At 54.9% G+C, this 16,295-nt stretch carries 22 protein-coding genes; 14 read left to right on the plus strand and 8 right to left on the minus strand.

The features are described 5' to 3' along the window. Positions 1-19: 19 nt before the first annotated feature. On the plus strand, positions 20-994 hold the full coding sequence (locus ACVKSX_RS05385; RefSeq protein ID WP_010246202.1) for a sugar-binding transcriptional regulator: 975 nt from the start codon (positions 20-22) through the stop codon (positions 992-994). On the opposite strand, the gene emtA is transcribed toward ACVKSX_RS05385, so the two are convergent. Beyond that, positions 987-1,616, minus strand: coding sequence for a membrane-bound lytic murein transglycosylase EmtA (gene emtA / locus ACVKSX_RS05390; RefSeq protein WP_010246204.1), 630 nt, complete (start codon positions 1,614-1,616; stop codon positions 987-989). The two genes, ACVKSX_RS05385 and emtA, sit on opposite strands and share 8 nt — an antisense overlap. Positions 1,617-1,780: 164 nt before the next feature. Between emtA and ldcA the strand changes: the two genes are divergently transcribed. Together ldcA and ACVKSX_RS05400 are read left to right on the plus strand one after the other, a co-directional pair. Continuing rightward, positions 1,781-2,704 (plus strand): muramoyltetrapeptide carboxypeptidase, encoded by a 924-nt coding sequence (gene ldcA / locus ACVKSX_RS05395; protein ID WP_010669878.1) that lies wholly within the window; start codon positions 1,781-1,783, stop codon positions 2,702-2,704. Positions 2,705-2,726: 22 nt separating this feature from the next. Beyond that, on the plus strand, positions 2,727-3,389 hold the full coding sequence (locus ACVKSX_RS05400) for an MBL fold metallo-hydrolase (RefSeq protein WP_010246210.1): 663 nt from the start codon (positions 2,727-2,729) through the stop codon (positions 3,387-3,389). On the opposite strand, the gene ACVKSX_RS05405 is transcribed toward ACVKSX_RS05400, so the two are convergent. From ACVKSX_RS05405 to ACVKSX_RS05415, 3 genes are all read right to left on the minus strand, one after another. Further along, positions 3,390-3,803 (minus strand): GNAT family N-acetyltransferase, encoded by a 414-nt coding sequence (locus ACVKSX_RS05405; RefSeq protein ID WP_207253970.1) that lies wholly within the window; start codon positions 3,801-3,803, stop codon positions 3,390-3,392. Positions 3,804-3,817: 14 nt separating this feature from the next. Then, complete coding sequence (locus ACVKSX_RS05410) at positions 3,818-4,201, minus strand: hypothetical protein (protein WP_010246217.1); 384 nt, start codon at positions 4,199-4,201, stop codon at positions 3,818-3,820. A gap of 184 nt (positions 4,202-4,385) precedes the next feature. Further along, positions 4,386-4,565: a hypothetical protein gene (locus tag ACVKSX_RS05415; protein ID WP_010246220.1), complete on the minus strand. Its 180-nt coding sequence runs from the start codon at positions 4,563-4,565 to the stop codon at positions 4,386-4,388. A gap of 214 nt (positions 4,566-4,779) precedes the next feature. Between ACVKSX_RS05415 and ACVKSX_RS05420 the strand changes: the two genes are divergently transcribed. From ACVKSX_RS05420 to ACVKSX_RS05430, 3 genes are all read left to right on the plus strand, one after another. Then, a complete protein-coding gene (locus ACVKSX_RS05420; protein WP_010246223.1) occupies positions 4,780-5,109 on the plus strand; it encodes a hypothetical protein in 330 nt (109 codons plus the stop codon). A gap of 61 nt (positions 5,110-5,170) precedes the next feature. Further along, complete coding sequence (locus ACVKSX_RS05425) at positions 5,171-5,728, plus strand: hypothetical protein (RefSeq protein WP_158131792.1); 558 nt, start codon at positions 5,171-5,173, stop codon at positions 5,726-5,728. A gap of 23 nt (positions 5,729-5,751) precedes the next feature. After that, positions 5,752-6,762 (plus strand): Ppx/GppA phosphatase family protein, encoded by a 1,011-nt coding sequence (locus ACVKSX_RS05430; RefSeq protein WP_033766963.1) that lies wholly within the window; start codon positions 5,752-5,754, stop codon positions 6,760-6,762. A gap of 20 nt (positions 6,763-6,782) precedes the next feature. Here the strand turns inward: ACVKSX_RS05430 and ACVKSX_RS05435 are convergent, their stop codons facing one another. Then, positions 6,783-6,995, minus strand: coding sequence for a DUF2767 family protein (locus ACVKSX_RS05435; RefSeq protein ID WP_010246232.1), 213 nt, complete (start codon positions 6,993-6,995; stop codon positions 6,783-6,785). 212 nt (positions 6,996-7,207) lie between these two features. Between ACVKSX_RS05435 and ACVKSX_RS05440 the strand changes: the two genes are divergently transcribed. From ACVKSX_RS05440 to ACVKSX_RS05455, 4 genes are all read left to right on the plus strand, one after another. Continuing rightward, entirely contained in the window at positions 7,208-7,456 is a 249-nt protein-coding gene (locus tag ACVKSX_RS05440) for a DUF883 family protein (protein WP_010246235.1), read from the plus strand. 169 nt (positions 7,457-7,625) lie between these two features. Then, positions 7,626-7,796, plus strand: a complete 171-nt coding sequence (locus tag ACVKSX_RS05445; RefSeq protein ID WP_010246238.1) for a hypothetical protein — start codon at positions 7,626-7,628, stop codon at positions 7,794-7,796. A 363-nt stretch (positions 7,797-8,159) separates the two neighbouring features. Beyond that, positions 8,160-9,221 (plus strand): glycosyltransferase family 9 protein, encoded by a 1,062-nt coding sequence (locus ACVKSX_RS05450; RefSeq protein ID WP_354438472.1) that lies wholly within the window; start codon positions 8,160-8,162, stop codon positions 9,219-9,221. Continuing rightward, complete coding sequence (locus ACVKSX_RS05455; RefSeq protein ID WP_061704069.1) at positions 9,221-9,559, plus strand: DUF1493 family protein; 339 nt, start codon at positions 9,221-9,223, stop codon at positions 9,557-9,559. The genes ACVKSX_RS05450 and ACVKSX_RS05455 overlap by 1 nt, the downstream gene beginning before the upstream one ends. Here the strand turns inward: ACVKSX_RS05455 and ACVKSX_RS05460 are convergent. The 3 genes from ACVKSX_RS05460 to icd form a co-directional block, all read right to left on the minus strand. After that, positions 9,553-10,560 carry a glycosyltransferase family 9 protein gene (locus ACVKSX_RS05460; RefSeq protein ID WP_010246246.1) on the minus strand — a complete coding sequence of 336 codons (1,008 nt, stop codon included), beginning with the start codon at positions 10,558-10,560 and terminating at the stop codon, positions 9,553-9,555. The genes ACVKSX_RS05455 and ACVKSX_RS05460 overlap by 7 nt on opposite strands. Before the next feature lie 633 nt (positions 10,561-11,193). Further along, the gene (locus ACVKSX_RS05465) at positions 11,194-11,391 is read right to left on the minus strand and encodes a hypothetical protein (RefSeq protein WP_064691162.1); all 198 of its coding nucleotides are present in this window, start codon (positions 11,389-11,391) and stop codon (positions 11,194-11,196) included. A 511-nt stretch (positions 11,392-11,902) separates the two neighbouring features. Continuing rightward, entirely contained in the window at positions 11,903-13,153 is a 1,251-nt protein-coding gene (icd, locus tag ACVKSX_RS05470) for an NADP-dependent isocitrate dehydrogenase (protein WP_010246256.1), read from the minus strand. Positions 13,154-13,257: 104 nt separating this feature from the next. On the opposite strand from icd, the gene rluE reads away from it, so the two are divergent. The 4 genes from rluE to hflD are packed head-to-tail and all read left to right on the plus strand — an operon-like array spanning position 13,258 to position 16,277. Beyond that, on the plus strand, positions 13,258-13,920 hold the full coding sequence (gene rluE / locus ACVKSX_RS05475) for a 23S rRNA pseudouridine(2457) synthase RluE (RefSeq protein WP_031293006.1): 663 nt from the start codon (positions 13,258-13,260) through the stop codon (positions 13,918-13,920). A gap of 44 nt (positions 13,921-13,964) precedes the next feature. Beyond that, the gene (locus tag ACVKSX_RS05480) at positions 13,965-14,438 is read left to right on the plus strand and encodes an NUDIX domain-containing protein (protein ID WP_010246262.1); all 474 of its coding nucleotides are present in this window, start codon (positions 13,965-13,967) and stop codon (positions 14,436-14,438) included. 42 nt (positions 14,439-14,480) lie between these two features. Then, entirely contained in the window at positions 14,481-15,593 is a 1,113-nt protein-coding gene (mnmA, locus tag ACVKSX_RS05485; RefSeq protein ID WP_010669869.1) for a tRNA 2-thiouridine(34) synthase MnmA, read from the plus strand. 42 nt (positions 15,594-15,635) lie between these two features. Further along, positions 15,636-16,277: a high frequency lysogenization protein HflD gene (hflD, locus tag ACVKSX_RS05490; protein ID WP_010246266.1), complete on the plus strand. Its 642-nt coding sequence runs from the start codon at positions 15,636-15,638 to the stop codon at positions 16,275-16,277. Positions 16,278-16,295: the final 18 nt, after the last annotated feature.

Below are 16,295 nucleotides of genomic sequence, written 5' to 3' on the forward strand. Positions count from 1 at the left end.
ATCAGAGAGGGAAAAACCGATGGCAAAACAGGATGAACAGCGACTGATGGTGAAAATTGCCACCCTTTACTATGTCGAAGGGTTGAAGCAGTCAGAGATTGCGCAGTCACTGACCTTATCGCAGTCGTTTGTCTCACGCATTCTTAATCGCAGCGTGAAAGAAGGTGTGGTCAAGATCAGCGTGGTGCCACCAGCCAACGTCTACCCTGAGCTGGAAAAGGCCATTGAGCAGACCTATAACCTGCCGCAGGCGATTGTGGTGGATGTGCCGGACCAGGCGTCGTCGCTGCAGATTAAGCAGGCGATTGGATCAGCGGCCGCTCACTATCTGGAGACCCGACTGCGAAACGATGAGCTGATTGGTATTTCGTCATGGAGCGGCACGATCCGGGCGATGGTGGATGCGCTGCATCCGCTCAACAGCGCCTGCAAAGGGGTGATCCAGCTGCTGGGTGGCGTCGGGGCTAACGGCAATGTGCAGGCCACGATTCTGACGCAAAATCTGGCGGCGCTGCTGAACTGCCCCGCCTGGCTGCTGCCGTCCCAGTCGATTGAGCATTCGGTCAGCGATCGCCAGCGGCTCTCTGCCAACGCAGAGGTCGCCGAGGTGCTGAGTAAATTTGAGCAGGTCGACCTGGCGATTGTCGGCATTGGCGATCTGGAGCCGTCGGCGCTGTTACGTAATTCGGGCAACTACTACGATGGCAGGATGCTGCAAACGCTGGCGGCGCGCGGCGCGGTAGGCGATATCTGTCTGCACTATTTCGACGCCTGCGGACAGCCGGTGCTGAAAGCAGAAGAAGATCCGGTGATTGGTATGGAGCTGGCGCAGGTAAAACAGTGTCCACAGGTGGTCGGGCTGGCAGGCGGAAGAGAGAAAGCCCAGGCGATTCGCGGTGCGCTGCTGGGCGGCTACATCAAGGTGCTGATCATCGACTATCCCACGGCGCGGCTACTGCTCACGCCGCAGGATTCATCACAACCGGTCAGATAGTGCGGTAAGCCGTGGTGACTTTCCACAGATAGCGCGGGGCCTGCGCCGCCGGATGCTTGTTCTGCACATGCTGATAGAACTCATCCGGTGACATCGCATTGATCATCGCAATGGCCCGATCGCGATCGCTGGAGAAAGTCCGCAGTAACGCCCCTGCGCCGTTGGCATAAGAGACGATGGTGGCATAGCGCAGGGTCAGCGGATCGCGGATGCCCGACAGCGCGGAGTTCTGCAGAATGCGGATATAGGCGGTGCCGATATCAATATTTTTGGCCGGATCGCGCAACTCGGCATTCGACGGCTGACCACGACGGCCCAGCGTGCGATAGACTTCGCGCCCGGCGGTCGAAGCTTTAATCTGCATCAGCCCCACCGCATTTGAACGGCTCACCACGCCCGGATTTCCACCCGACTCGACACTGATAATGGCGCTGATCAACTTCTCATCAACGCCATAATGACTGGCGGCATCTTCGGTAAACATCGCCCAGGTGCCATTGACGCTGGACGGCGGTGCCTGAGTTAATGGCGTGTTGCGCTGCTTAACGGCATGGTGCGGTGGCTCGCTGGCACAGCCGGTCAGGAGTAACGCTGAGAGTATAAGGTGTCGGATTTTCAGCAATTTTTCATCTCGTAGCTGTTGTGGCGAATGCTATCATACCCAGGCAGCCTGAGAGCAAAATTACCGTTTATCCTAAATGCATGAAAATGCGGCGCGTACCGTGACTTCAGCGGCGCTTTTCGCCATCATCGCCGTCAGTCAGGCGCTAACAGCAGGAAAGTATGATGATTTCACGTTCAGTTCGTCTTATCTCCCCCTCCGGTTACTGTCACAATCAGCCTGCGGCGCTGCAGGGCATTGCACGACTGCGCGCGGCCGGCCACCAGGTAGAGAACGAGCAGGTGATCACCCGCCGTTTTCAGCGCTTCGCCGGTACGGACGCAGAGCGCCTGGCGGATATCAACCAGCTTGCCAGTCTCAGCACGCTGCCCGATGTGGTGCTGGCGGTGCGTGGCGGTTATGGTGCCAGCCGGTTACTGGAGTCCATCGACTACATCGGCCTGCAACGCCGTCTGCTGAATCAGCCGCTGGCGCTGTGCGGCCACAGCGACTTCACCGCGATTCAGCTGGCGCTGCTGGCGCAGGTCGGCCTGATTACCTTCAGCGCACCGATGCTGGCCGGTAACTTCGGCGCCGCGACCTTATCTGAATTTACCCTTCACCACTTCTGGCAGGCACTGACTTCACCTACAGTAGAGGTGACATGGCAAAGCGAAACGCCTGACGAGGGTGAATGGCAGGGTACGCTGTGGGGCGGGAATCTGGCGATGATCTGCTCACTGATTGGCACGCCGTGGATGCCGCAGTTTGAGAACGGCATTCTGGTGATTGAGGATGTGAATGAGCATCCGTTCCGCATTGAACGCATGCTGATTCAGCTGCAGCAGAGCGGCATTCTGGCGCGACAGCGGGCGATCGTTACCGGCAGCTTCACCAGTACAGCCCTGACAGAATATGACAACGGGTTTGACTTCAGCACCGTCTGGCAGCGACTGCGTGACACCACCGGTCTGCCGCTGATTTGTGGATTAGATTTTGGTCATGCCGCTGACACCGTAACACTGCCTTTGGGTGCCAGCGCACGATTAGCGGTCAGCCAGGGCCACGCCCGTTTGCAGGCGACCGGGCATCCCGTCCTGCGGGAATAGCGTTTGTTTCAGGAGATCGACATTGAAGCCGTTGTATGACGATTTGTGGATCTCAACCCCGGAATTTCCGGTGGAAGATGCCGTTAATGACCTGATGATGCATGGCTTTATGCTGCGTCACCCTCGCGGCAATCTGTTGATTGGCCGCGTAGAAAATCCGCTCGATCATGAAGTCATGGCCGATACCGGCGGCGTGATCCGCCACTACCTCACCCACTGGCATGAATCCGCGCCCGGTGCGGCGCTGATCCAGCAGCGCTTCAGCAGCGCACTTTACTGCCATAGCCGATCGCTGGGCCCCATCAGCCGTTTTGCTGAGCCTGATGACACCTTTTCGCAGCAGGAGACGCACTTCGGGGATTTCCATCTGCTGCCAACGCCAGGACACACACCGGGCAGTTGCAGCTATCTCTACACCTCGCCGCTGGGGCTGACCTATCTGTTTGTTGGCGATACCGTGACGCGTTCGCATGACCGCTGGATCACGGTGCTGGTGCCGGACAGTAATCCGGCTGAGCTGAGCCAGACGCTGGAATTTTACCGCTCCCTGCGTCCCGACGTGGTGCTGATGAGTACCACGCGCGGGCATCTCTCCTGGAAAAAAGTTACGCTGCAGAGCTGGCTGGCCGCGATTGATGAAGCAGAACAGCATCCGCTGGATTTGCGTCAGCAACCATTATTCTGATTACAGGGCTTTCGTCAGATAGTGGCGCTGATGATGCCGTGGATAGTTATCCAGGCTGAAGCGCAGCGTATAGCCGAGCTTTTCATAAAACGGTCGCGCCTGAAAACTGGCGGTATCCACCTGGGCAAAGCGGCAGCCGCGATCCCGCGCCTCCTGCTCTGCCGCCTGCATCATCTTACTGCCCGCCCCCTGCCCGCGTAGCGCCTCACTCACCCACAGCATATCGATCCGCAGCCAGTTTCCGGCGGTTGATCCGGTCAGTCCGGCCAGCTTTCTGCCCTGGTCATCACGAATAAACACGCCGATCGATCTGATCTCATCAATATTAATATATTTGCTGTTGAACGCAGTCAGACCCAGCCTGACTTCATCCAGATCCTGCGTTGTGACCTTATCGGTAATCTCGGGTTGCATAGTGGCTCCCTGGGTTAAGTGTCGGAGTGCTGACGATCGTCGTAGCGCTCCAGGCTCAACGCATCAACATCGCGTTTTTCGCTGCGGCTGCAGGGCAGCAGTTTATCGCTGTCGCGGTAGACAAAAAAGGTCGCCTGGCTGCGCTGGTTCACAATCAGCTGATCGCCATTGCGAAAGCGGGTAATCGCCACCTTATCACCCGCCTCTAAACGGGTACGCTGCTGACCGGCGGCAATCTGGAAATGCCCCGGCGGCCACATTAACGTGGTTAACCCATATTCGGCACGCGAAACGGTCATGGTTGTCCGGCCGGGACAGTTAAGCTGAAATTCCGTCTCGCTCCAGGCGGGTGCGATGTGACAGGCCAGCAGGCCCAGGGCAATTAACGCTGCCTTCATGCTGTATCTCCGCTGATTTTATTGAGGTTTTTTAGCTTAACACATCACAGGACGGAGAAGGGACGCGGGGCAACCCGCAGCAAGACCATTGAAAGATAGAATCGGCGTGCGAAGAAATCTGAAAGTTGAGAAAAAATAAAGTAATCCGGCCAGCGTAACAGGCTGCCACACTGACCGGATATGATTATTCGGCTGCTACCTCGGCGGCCACTAACATCAGTGCCAGCCCGGCATTCTCGCTATCATAAGCCTGCATTGCTGCACGTATATCCGCTGAACAAGCGATCACCTGTTGCTTCTTATCGGCTTCTAACTGGTCAATCGCATGGCGAATAATCATTAGACTTGCTTCTTCTTCGTTCATCATTTATCCCTGAATTTGCCTAAGTGGTGCGCAAAGGAGCCAAGAATAACGTTTATTGATAAGCAAAGTCACCCTTTTACATTCCTGTTGCTTAACGATTAAACAAATCACAAACAGGAAGCGCAGCGTAAACTGCTATGATTAAGTAATCAGTGACGCAGCAGGATAGACTCTGCGCCACGAAACTCCCAGGGATTGAAGCAGGTAGAAAATCATGATGCGTCTCAGCATTTTTATCCTCATCGCGATGGTGACTGGATGTTCATCTGGCCCGAAAGGGGTGGAATGTCCGGGTGAGGTCTCGACAATTTATGGTCAGTCGATGGGGCATACCCAGGGCGTGATTTTTGATCTGGTTAATAGCTTCACCGTGACCCGGGATAAGGTCAGCGTTAAGAGTGGCCCGCTGCAGTCGCTGGATCGCTTTAAATATGTTCCCTCCGCCGTCACGCCTGAGGGCTATTACGCGCAGCGCCTGTCAGATAAGCAGTTCCGCCTGATCAACCCTTACCAGGACACCCAAATCACCTGGACCTGTCCATAAGGGATGAATCCTGCTGCCAGATGGTTTATTGTCAGGAAACGTCAAGCAGCAGGTCTCCCCGATGGAAAAGCGTCTGGATAACAACGGTTATATCGACTTCCCCTTCCCCGCCACCCGCAATGCGGATGGCTCCGTGAATCCCTGTGGCTTTGATCTGACGCTGGAAACCGGTCGCCTTGAGGAGATCGCGGTGCTGAACCATTCAGTGAATCTGCGGCGGCTGGTCGAGGAGATCAATCTGCAGGAGGGGCTGTTTATGACCCTGGCCTGCGACTGGCAGCAGCAGGCAGATGCGGTCTGTGGCTTTATCGATGTGGCTTTTCGTCCCGACCTGCCGCAACACGGCTTTGAGGAGGCGCTGCAGCTGGAAGCGAGCTTTTATCGCTACCTGACCGGGCAGGAGCAGCAACATCAGATGCCCGCGGAGACGCTGGTCAATTATGCCCGCTCGGTACTCGACTGGAGCTGGTCGCCGCTGCGCCAGCGTCAGCGCGATTATGAAAAGATCACTATTCAGTTCTATTGCCCGCAGGCGGATGACGCCGAATGGTGTTTTGATCATCTGCGTCACTTCCTGGTGAGCGTCTATCCGGCCTGCGTCGCCGCCCGTTCACTCTGATCCTCATTGCACCCGGAGTCGCTATGCGTTCTGCTGCGCTGTCTGCTGTCACGCTGTTCTGCTCACTGTTTTTTGCCGCTGCTGTCCAGGCCGATCGTTGCCAGCAAATTCGCGCCGGTCTGGATATCGGTTCCGGCACCACCAAAATTGCGGTAGCCCGTGTCAATGTCTGCCAGCTGCGCATCGAAAAGATGCTGTATCAGGATCAGCGCGCCGTGGCATGGAACGAGGCCTTAGCGCATTCAACAGATAATCAGCTCAGCCCGGCAATGACTCATGAAGGTGCCGCCGCCCTGCAGCAGCTTTTAACGCAGGCACGGCGCTTTCATCCACAGCGGATCAGCGGCGTTGCCACCGCGGTGTTCCGCAACGCCAGCAACGGACAGGCGGTCATCGATCAGTTGCAGCGCCAGACCGGTGCGCAAATCAGCATCATCTCGCAGCAGCAGGAAGCGAAACTCGGTTTCCTCTCTGCTAAAGCCGCGCTTAACGATCCGGCGATCCGTGATGAGCAACTGCTGGTCTGGGATATTGGTGGGGGATCGATGCAGATGACTGCCTGGCGACAGCAGGCGGGTCAGCCGGTTGCAGATATCTATCAGGGCAAACTGGCCTCGGTGACGCTGAAAAACTTTATTCTGACGGTGCTGAAGAACAGCCCGGAGGCCAAATCCCCTAATCCGATTGGCTCCTGGCGGCAGTCGGTACTGCGCTTTGTGCAATTTTATGCCGCTAATGAGGTCAGCCCGCAGATTAAACAGGATCTGGCGAGCCGTCGGGTCATTGGCATCGGCGGCGTCCATGGTTTTTCAATCCGCAATCAGTTACCGGGCAAACCCCATCGCTACAGCCTGACGACATTAAGTCAGCTGTCGCAGCAGCAGGTCTGGAAAGGCGACAGTGAACTCCCGGGCGACTACCGGGCCACTGATGTCAGCAATCTCTTACTGGTTGAAGGTTATATGCAGGCGCTGAAAATTAATGAGGTTACGATTGTTGAGGCCAGTCTGATTCAGGGCGTGCTGCTGCAGTAGCGCAGCCTTTCCGCACTATGCTATACCTCAGGCTTAATCAGCCGGATAGCATGATCCAGCATCCGCTGCTCATCCCGTTCACTGTGGGCCCGCTGCTGACGTATACGTTTAAGCAGGTCGTAGATTTCGCCACGGCGGGTGTCATGGCCGCGCTCCGAAAGCACAATGACCGCATCGCCAATGACCCGGCAGACTTCGTCATAGTCGTCATCATTCAGTGCATCACGTTTCATTGCTTATCCTCCGGCTGTAGCTTTGGCTATGGCTGTGGCAGCGCCTGAGTGCGCCTCTCTTTCCAAAGGCTAGACAGTAAATCCCTTACCCGCAAACGCAGCGCCATTAACAGCCAGAAATGATTTTTTAGCCCATTTTCCTCCGCTGGAGGAGCAGAATTCACTATCTTTGCTACGCTTTGAGGGTCTCACTCAAAACCAAGGAGCAATAAATGTCAGGAAAAATCGAAGATAAAGTAAAAGAAGCCGCTGGCGCAGTTCAGGAACAATGGGGTGCAGCAACCGGTTCATCTGAGCATCAGGCTAAAGGCGCAGCACGCCGTTACACCAATCAGGCAAGCTATGCTGCCCGCGATGCTGCTGACTGTATCAAGGATCAGGTTCAATCCAATCCTGTTGCAGGTCTGGCCGTTGCTGCAGGCGTTGGCGTATTTATCGGCTTCCTGCTGGGCCGCAAGTAATCGCGCTGAACGTCAACAGAACGGGAGCCACTGGCTTCCGTTTTTTTTTGCCAGGCCGCCTTCCGCCGGCTGAGAAACATCTGAAAGATAAGCCTTTTCAGGCCAGAGTGCGGTAAGTATCTATGCTTAGTCTGGTTTCGTCTCTTTCTGACAACATCAAGGTGACCTTATGAAAACAATTCCTGCCCTGCTGCTGGTTGCAGCGACCTTAACCTCTCTGGCGGGCTGCTCGCAGAAGAGCGACGCAATTAAAGATGATGGCCGCCCTCATGCACCAAGCGGTCAGTCGTCACCGGGCGGTACGCTGGGTTCAGGCCCGGTGGGCCAGCCACAGTCGTAATACCCTGCCCCGGCACACGTGCCGGGGTTTGTTTTATCGCATGTTTTTTAATAGATAGAAACCATAGAATAATTCCGCTAATAATTAACCTGCTATTAGTTATGGCCGGAATCAGAATATTTTCCATACTTTCCTTTTTATAAGAATCATCCCATCTCTTTTTAATAATCTCTTACTTCTTTTACACAATTCTGTATATATACCCAGAATAAACAACATTAAAATTGTGGAAACAATTTAAACGAAATTTCTACGGCAGCGAAAAAATAAACCTTAATAATGAACTTTAGTCGCAGAAATATTCTCTAATAACTCACAACACCTTTTGTTAAATATTATTGATACGTTTAAGAGAATTCAGACGTGAAGAAAAAAAAGATTTATCTGATAGAGCGACTTTTAACGCTCTATTCTCGATTTTCCAGCAGAACAAAACCACAGGCCTTGCACGACCTGGCCCCACAAACAGTGGTGATTTACTCCACCACGGCACTGGGCGACTTTCTGATGAATACGCCGGCTATCTGGAGCCTGAAAAATCGCTTTCCCGCCAGCAAGTTTATTCTGGTTTCCAGCAAGAAAAATAAGGATCTCGTCAGCCGTTATAACTGGTTTGATAAGATCTATATCTGGGATAACAAACTGGCGAATTTCCTGCCGCTTTTTTTCAAACTGCGCCGTCAGAAACCTGACCTGTCAGTAATATTACACGCCCATTTCCCCTACGATATTATGAGCTCGGTACTGACCGGCAGTAAGGTAATTGTGCGCGATCATTACGGCCGCGAGTCGCCTCTGCTAAATAAATATCTCGATCACTATTCAGGCTATTTTGACGACCATACCATCAAGCGTAAGCTGAAACTGATTGAAGTCCTGGGCGCAGAGACAGAGCAAACCCGGATGCACCTTCCGGCACTGAACAACAGTCCGACTGCAAAGGCTGACCATCGCCGTATCGGTTTTCAGTTAGGGGCATCAAAAGATATTCGCCGCTGGCCGCTGGCCTCCTTCAGCCAGCTGGCGACAGCCTTGCTTGAACGCTGGCCTGACACGGAAATTATCGTTACCGGCACCGCCGCTGAGCAGCCTCTTGAGCAGGAATTTATTGAAAGCCTGCCCCTGCACTACCGTAAGTGTGTGACCCCGATGGCGGGTAAAACGAATCTCAGCGGCCTGATTAGCCTGATTCGCACGCTGGATGTGCTGGTTACCGGGGACACCGGTCCACTGCACATCGCCGTGGCCGCGCAAACGCCGACGGTCAGCCTGTTCTCGACCGCCAATCCGCGTTATACCGGTCCCTGCCAGGACAGCGATCGGCACATCATTATTCACCGCCCGGATAAAACCGCCTCACAGCATCCGATGGCAACGATCAAGGCCGATGAGGTCGGGCAGGCCGTGGCGAAACTGGTGGGGTAATGAACGACCTTTCTCAATCCATCATTGCGCTGATTGAGCACCACAATCAGCCAACCGCACTGGGCTGGTTCCGTAAAGTGGATCGGGCGGGATTTCATCTGCAGCAGTTACCGCTGAGTGAGGTGGATTTCGCCATTCTGATGAGTGATTTTTTTATCACTTTCGGCGTCTGTTCAGAACAGTATGATGACGCCCGCTATTTTCCGGAGCCGCGCCGACGGCGTTTTGCAGTGGCAAACTGGTTTACTGCGGGCACAGCACAGCCTTATCGTCCACTGACGGTCGCCATGCTGTATGAAGCGGCCAGACTGGGACGCTGGCCTGAAGAGGCTTACTGAGTAATGGTATGGGCGAACGCGTCATAGACCTCGCTGCTGCTCAGCGCATTGACCTCACGTGACGCCGGTTGCAGCACCTGATAGTTAACCTGCCACGGGTGCCAGCATGCCGGATCGCTGTCGCCAAACAGCGCGACGACCGGCAATCCCAGCGCCGCACCAATGTGCATTGCCCCGCCATCACTGCTCACCAGCCCCTGACACAACGACATTGCTGCAATCAACTGCGGCAGGCTGGTGGTTGCCACCGCTTTGATTGGCAGATGCGGGCAGAGCGCCATAATTTCACGCGCTTTTTCATCATCTCCCGGATGACGCGGATTATCACGGCTGCCGGGTGACCAGAGCAGCATTATCTGGCAGGAATGACGCGCCGCGATTTTTTCAGCCAGCCCGGCAAACCGCGCGGCTTCCCACTGCTGGCTCGGCTTGCGGGCGCTGATTTGCAATGCATAGACCGGAACAGCGGGATCAATCGCACAGCTGTCACGCAGGCTGGCCGCGATTGCCGCATCCGGCAGCAGCGTCAGTTTGCCTGGCGCTGTGGCGCTGAGATTGAAAGGCCGCCCCAGGCTAAACAGGGTTTCACTGATATGACACGGCGACTGGCTGGGTGGCGGCAGCAGATCGGTAATCAGCGGATGGGGATGGCCCAGGGCAATCACTCTGGCGGGACGCACTGTTTTAACCCACTTCAGGCCATGCTGATCCCAGCGGCTTTTTGCCAGAATCACCACATCGTAACGCTGTTTTTTCAGGGTCAGCATCAGCTTCAGTCGCTGTAAGAGACAGGCCAGTCGTCCCTGCCCTGCCTCACGGTGATGCAGTTTAGTGTAATAGAAGAGCTGCCGGATATCGGGATTATGCTGCAACACTGGCGCAGCGTAATTGTTAGTCAGCACGTCGACCTGATGCTGCCCCGACTGCGCCAGCGCACTGATCAGCGGCGTGGTCAGTAAGGTGTCGCCAATATTATCCCGACAAATAATTAAAACCCGCATGTCTGACATCCTCTGCGCAAAGGCTACGCCGTTCTGGCTGAATAAAAGTAAGACTCGCCCGGTTAACGTTCTGAAAACGGTAACGTAACGGTATAGTCAGCAAATTAGTCAGCGCAGTGTCAGATTGGTTCCATAGTTGCGATATTGTTAAAATATGAGGCCAGCACGACAGGCCAGAGACAGGCCTGAATTATTAACCGGATTATTATTTTACGGCGTCGGCCCCGCCGGGTCAGCATGCAGAAAAGGAAAAGGCCGCCCATGGCGTAATACTGGTCAGTTAAGATTAGATTTGTAAAAGCTGTCACGGTCAAACGTGCCAGCTTTTTTCCGGGCGAGCGAGCCGCAGTGCGGGCCAGCGCAGGCCGGGGTCGCTCAGGGGCAGGCAATCCGCAGCGCTGAACAGAATGAGTCTGCCAGGAGAGCCCGCAGGACGCGGGCGAAAGGCGGGGCGGCACAGGATGTGCCATCCCCGGCGGTCCGTCAGGCAGGCGAATGAAGTGAAGGAACCGCGCAGCGGCGCGAGGACCGCCAGCCCCTGAGCGGCACCAGACTGCGTTATCACCTGTCGCTTAACTGACTGGCATTACGCCCATGGCGGCCTGAGGTCTCTGGCTTGATGACCGGGATCGGTCAGCCGGCGCGGGTTGTCAGCAGGCTGATAGCCAGCGTCATCACGGGTTCCGGGTTGATTCCGGTAAACATTTGATGAATTTTTTCAGAAATGGCTTCACCAGTCACAGGCTTATTTTCAGCCACGATTTCCATCACCGCCTGTCCAAATAGCAGGCGACATGCCGCAATAGCATCACTTACCGCTTCATCATCCATAATGCTCTCCCTCTGTATCGGCAGAAGCGTACACGTCTGCGGCAACCGGATCATGCGTAACTCTATTTTTTGTGGTACAGGTTACAAAAATGAATCAGCTGTAAGGATCAAATAACGTGGCCCGACACATTTAATGCCGGGCGCTTAACTGGTACTGAAAGAGATTAACAGAGGGTCGTTTAACAAATCAGGCGTGACAGAGTGGATGACAGATATGCGTTCACTCACTCTTTTACCGTGGCATCAGACAATTCAATTTGCAGAGAGAGTAAAATGCCAGTCAGCGGGAAATGATTTAGCAGCACTCTCACGGAGTAAATGTCTTAAACAGCACGGTGCGAAAGTAATAAGCGCTTAGATGAGTAATCGCTATAACGATGATCGCGGCAAAGCCTGGATTTTGGTTGCTGCGTGAAGGTGATTTTATGAAGAGTTTTGGGGAAAGAAAGCGTGAAATAAAAAGCCAACACGATTTTTACATCCGTGTTGGCTATATGTTACGGAAAGCCGATTACATATTTTCGATGATCGCGTCACCAAACTCTGAACATTTCAGCAGTTTAGCGCCATCCATCAGGCGTTCGAAATCGTAAGTCACGGTCTTGTTAGCGATAGCGCCTTCAACACCTTTAACAATCAGGTCAGCCGCTTCGAACCACTCCATGTGACGCAGCATCATTTCTGCGGACAGAATAATTGAACCTGGGTTCACTTTATCCTGACCTGCATACTTAGGTGCTGTACCGTGGGTCGCTTCGAACAGCGCACACTCGTCACCGATGTTGGCGCCTGGTGCGATACCAATACCGCCAACCTGCGCTGCCAGAGCGTCAGAGATGTAGTCACCGTTCAGGTTCATACAGGCGATAACGTCATACTCAGCCGGACGCAGCAGGATCTGTTGCAGGAACGCATCAGCAATCACATCTTTAACGATGATCTCTTTGCCGGTGTTCGGGTTTTTGAATTTCATCCACGGGCCGCCGTCGATCAGTTCGCCGCCGAACTCTTCTTTCACTAACTGGTATCCCCAGTCTTTGAAAGAGCCTTCGGTGAACTTCATGATGTTGCCTTTGTGAACCAAGGTCAGTGAATCACGATCGTTAGTGATGGTGTATTCCACTGCCGCGCGCACCAGACGTTTGGTGCCCGCTTCTGAACACGGCTTAACGCCGATACCGCACTGCTCAGGGAAGCGAATTTTCTTCACGCCCATCTCTTCGCGCAGGAACTTGATCACTTTGTCCGCTTCGGCAGAGCCCGCTTTCCACTCGATACCGGCATAGATATCTTCGGAGTTTTCACGGAAGATCACCATGTCGGTCTCTTCAGGACGTTTAACCGGGCTTGGCGTGCCTTTGTAGTAACGTACCGGACGCAGGCAGACGTAGAGGTCAAGCTCCTGACGCAGGGCCACGTTCAGTGAACGAATACCGCCGCCGACCGGGGTGGTCAGTGGGCCTTTAATGGCTACGCGATATTCTTTGATTAAGTCGAGAGTTTCCTGTGGCAGCCAGACATCCTGGCCGTAGAGTTCAACTGACTTCTCACCGGTGTAAATCTCCATCCAGGAGATCTTACGCTCGCCGTTGTAGGCTTTCTTCACCGCCGCATCGACGACTTTCAGCATTACCGGGGAAACATCAACACCGATACCGTCACCCTCAATGTAAGGAATGACCGGATTGTTTGGCACTGTGAGCTTGCCCTGATTCAGGGTGATTTTCTGACCTTCCGCCGGAACAACTACTTTGCTTTCCATTAACCTCTCCTGGGCGTTTGTTAATGATTTGTAAGATGCGCGTCAATACTACTTGAATATTTCCGCCACGCCAATCACCGCAATTTCACGTTATAATGCGCCGAATGTTTCTGACTGCAAAGCCCATGCGAAAAACTTCTCAACGAATTCACCAGGATAAACGATTCAGCCGCCCGACGCGTGATGCGCGGCGTTCCCCTGCCCGCCCTGCGGCTCCGCGCCGCGTGATTCTGTTTAACAAACCGTTCGACGTGTTACCGCAGTTCACCGATGAAGCGGGCCGACGTACCCTGAAGGATTTTGTCAGCGTCGCAGAGGTTTATGCCGCAGGTCGCCTCGATCGCGACAGCGAAGGATTGATGGTGCTGACCAACGACGGCGCGCTGCAGGCTGCGCTGACTCAGCCCGGCAAACGCACAGGTAAGATCTATTATGTGCAGGTGGAAGGCGAGCCACAGGAGACGGATCTGCAGCCTTTACGGGATGGGGTTAATCTGAAAGATGGGTTGACGCTGCCCGCGGGCGTAGAAAAAGTGGCTGAGCCTGAGTGGCTCTGGCCACGTCAGCCACCTATACGCGAACGTAAAAACATCCCGACGCAGTGGCTGAAAATCACGCTGTATGAAGGTCGTAATCGTCAGGTTCGCCGGATGACCGCCCACATTGGCTTTCCCACTTTGCGACTGATCCGGTACGCGATGGGGAGTTATTCGCTCGACGATCTGGCTCCGGGCGCGTGGCGTGAACTCAGCGAAAGTGCGCTCTGAAAACCGGTTTTTTATAACCTCAGGTTAACAATTGCGGAGAAGTGATGTTTAAACCTCATGTTACTGTCGCCTGTCTGGTTCAGGCCGAAGGTGAATTACTGGTGGTGGAAGAGACGATTAACGGTCGCCCCACCTGGAACCAGCCCGCCGGGCATCTTGAAGCGGATGAAACTCTGCTGGAAGCCGCAGAGCGCGAACTCTATGAAGAGACCGGCATCGCCACGCCGATGCACTATTTCATCGCGATAAACCAGTGGATCGCACCCGACAGTACGCCTTTTGTGCGTTTTCTGTTTGGCGTGGATCTGGCGGAAAAAGCGCCAACCCAGCCGCAGGACAGCGACATCGATTGCTGCTGGTGGTTGCCGCCAGCGCAGATTCTCACTGCCTCTAACCTGCGTTCGCCGCTGGTCGCGGAAAGCGTACGCCTGTGGCAACAGGGCACGCGCTACCCGCTACATCTGGTCAGCCCGTTCCGGTGGCCGTTTCACGAGGGTGCGCGCCTGCCTTCTGCATGATAGAATGCGCCGCCTGTTTTTTTATCGTAATGCGAGCGTGTCATGTCTGACAACAGCCAGAAAAAAGTGATCGTCGGTATGTCCGGCGGCGTCGATTCTTCCGTTTCCGCCTGGTTACTGCAACAGCAGGGTTACCAGGTTGAAGGCCTGTTCATGAAGAACTGGGAGGAGGACGATGGCGAGGAGTATTGTACCGCCGCGGACGATCTGGCGGATGCGCAAGCGGTGTGCGACAAGCTGGGTATGAAGCTGCACAAAGTTAACTTTGCCGCTGAATACTGGGATAACGTCTTTGAGCATTTCCTCGAAGAGTACAAAGCGGGCCGAACGCCCAACCCCGATATCCTCTGCAACAAAGAGATCAAATTCAAAGCGTTCCTGGAGTTCGCGGCTGAGGATCTCGGCGCAGATTTTATCGCCACCGGTCACTACGTGCGTCGTCAGGACGTGGCTGGCCAGAGCCAGCTGCTACGCGGTCTGGATGGCAACAAAGATCAGAGCTACTTCCTCTATACCCTGAGCCACCAGCAGATCGCCCAAAGTCTGTTCCCGGTTGGCGAGCTGGAAAAACCGGAAGTGCGCCGCATTGCCGAACAGCTCGACCTTATCACCGCGAAGAAGAAAGACTCGACCGGCATCTGCTTTATCGGTGAGCGCAAATTCCGCGACTTCCTGGCGCGCTATCTCCCGGCTCAGCCTGGCGAAATAGAAACCACCGAAGGCCAGATCGTCGGTGAACATCAGGGGCTGATGTACCATACTCTGGGACAGCGTAAAGGCCTGGGTATTGGCGGCCTGAAAGAGAGCAAAGATGATCCCTGGTATGTGGTCGACAAAGATGTGGCGCGTAACCGCCTGATTGTTGCCCAGGGCGGCGATCATCCGCGTCTGATGTCCGTCGGCCTGATTGCGCAGCAGCTGCACTGGGTTGATCGCCAGCCGATTACCGCCCCGCTTCGCTGCACCGTGAAAACCCGCTATCGTCAGACCGATATTCCCTGTGAGATTATCCCACACGGCGACGATCGGATTGAGGTGCGTTTCGACGAGCCGGTTGCAGCAGTGACGCCGGGTCAGTCTGCGGTGTTTTACCTTGGTGAGGTCTGCCTCGGTGGCGGTATTATCGAACAGCGTCTGCCGTTAGTGGCGGAGTAAGCGGGCTCAGCCCGCATTGATGACGCGTAAACAGGAGTAACCGTGGCGAAAAATTATCAGGAAATTACGCTGGCGCTGGCGGGCATCTGTCAGTCGGCCCATCTGGTGCAGCAGCTGGCTCAGCAGGGTCACTGCCAGCCGGAGGCGCTGACCGTATCGCTGCGCAGCGTGCTGGACCTTAATCCTGGCTCAACGCTGGCGGTGTTTGGCAACAATGAAGCCAACCTGCGCCTCGGACTTGAAACGCTGATGGCGGTGCTGAACAGCAGCAGTCGTCAGGGTGCAGGTGCAGAGCTGACGCGTTACACCCTGAGCATGATGGTGCTGGAGCGCAAGCTCAGCGCCAGTAAAACGGCCATGGCGACGCTGGCCCAGCGCATCACTCAGCTGGATCGCCAGCTGGCGCATTATGAACTGGAATCAGACACCATTCTCAGCGCGATGGCTGCCATCTATGTGGATGTGATCAGCCCGCTTGGCCCGCGTATTCAGGTCACCGGTTCGCCTGCGGTACTGCAGAATACGCAGGTACAGAGTAAAGTGCGCGCTACCCTGTTAGCCGGTATCCGTGCTGCCGTATTGTGGCAGCAGGTCGGTGGTGGCCGACTGCAACTGATGTTCTCGCGTCAGCGTTTGCTGCGTGAAGCGAAAACCCTCTTATCCCGGCTGCCACTGACTTACTAAGTCGGTGCGGCAAAACAC

It is taken from the genome of Pantoea sp. PvP021 (genome assembly GCF_054056055.1).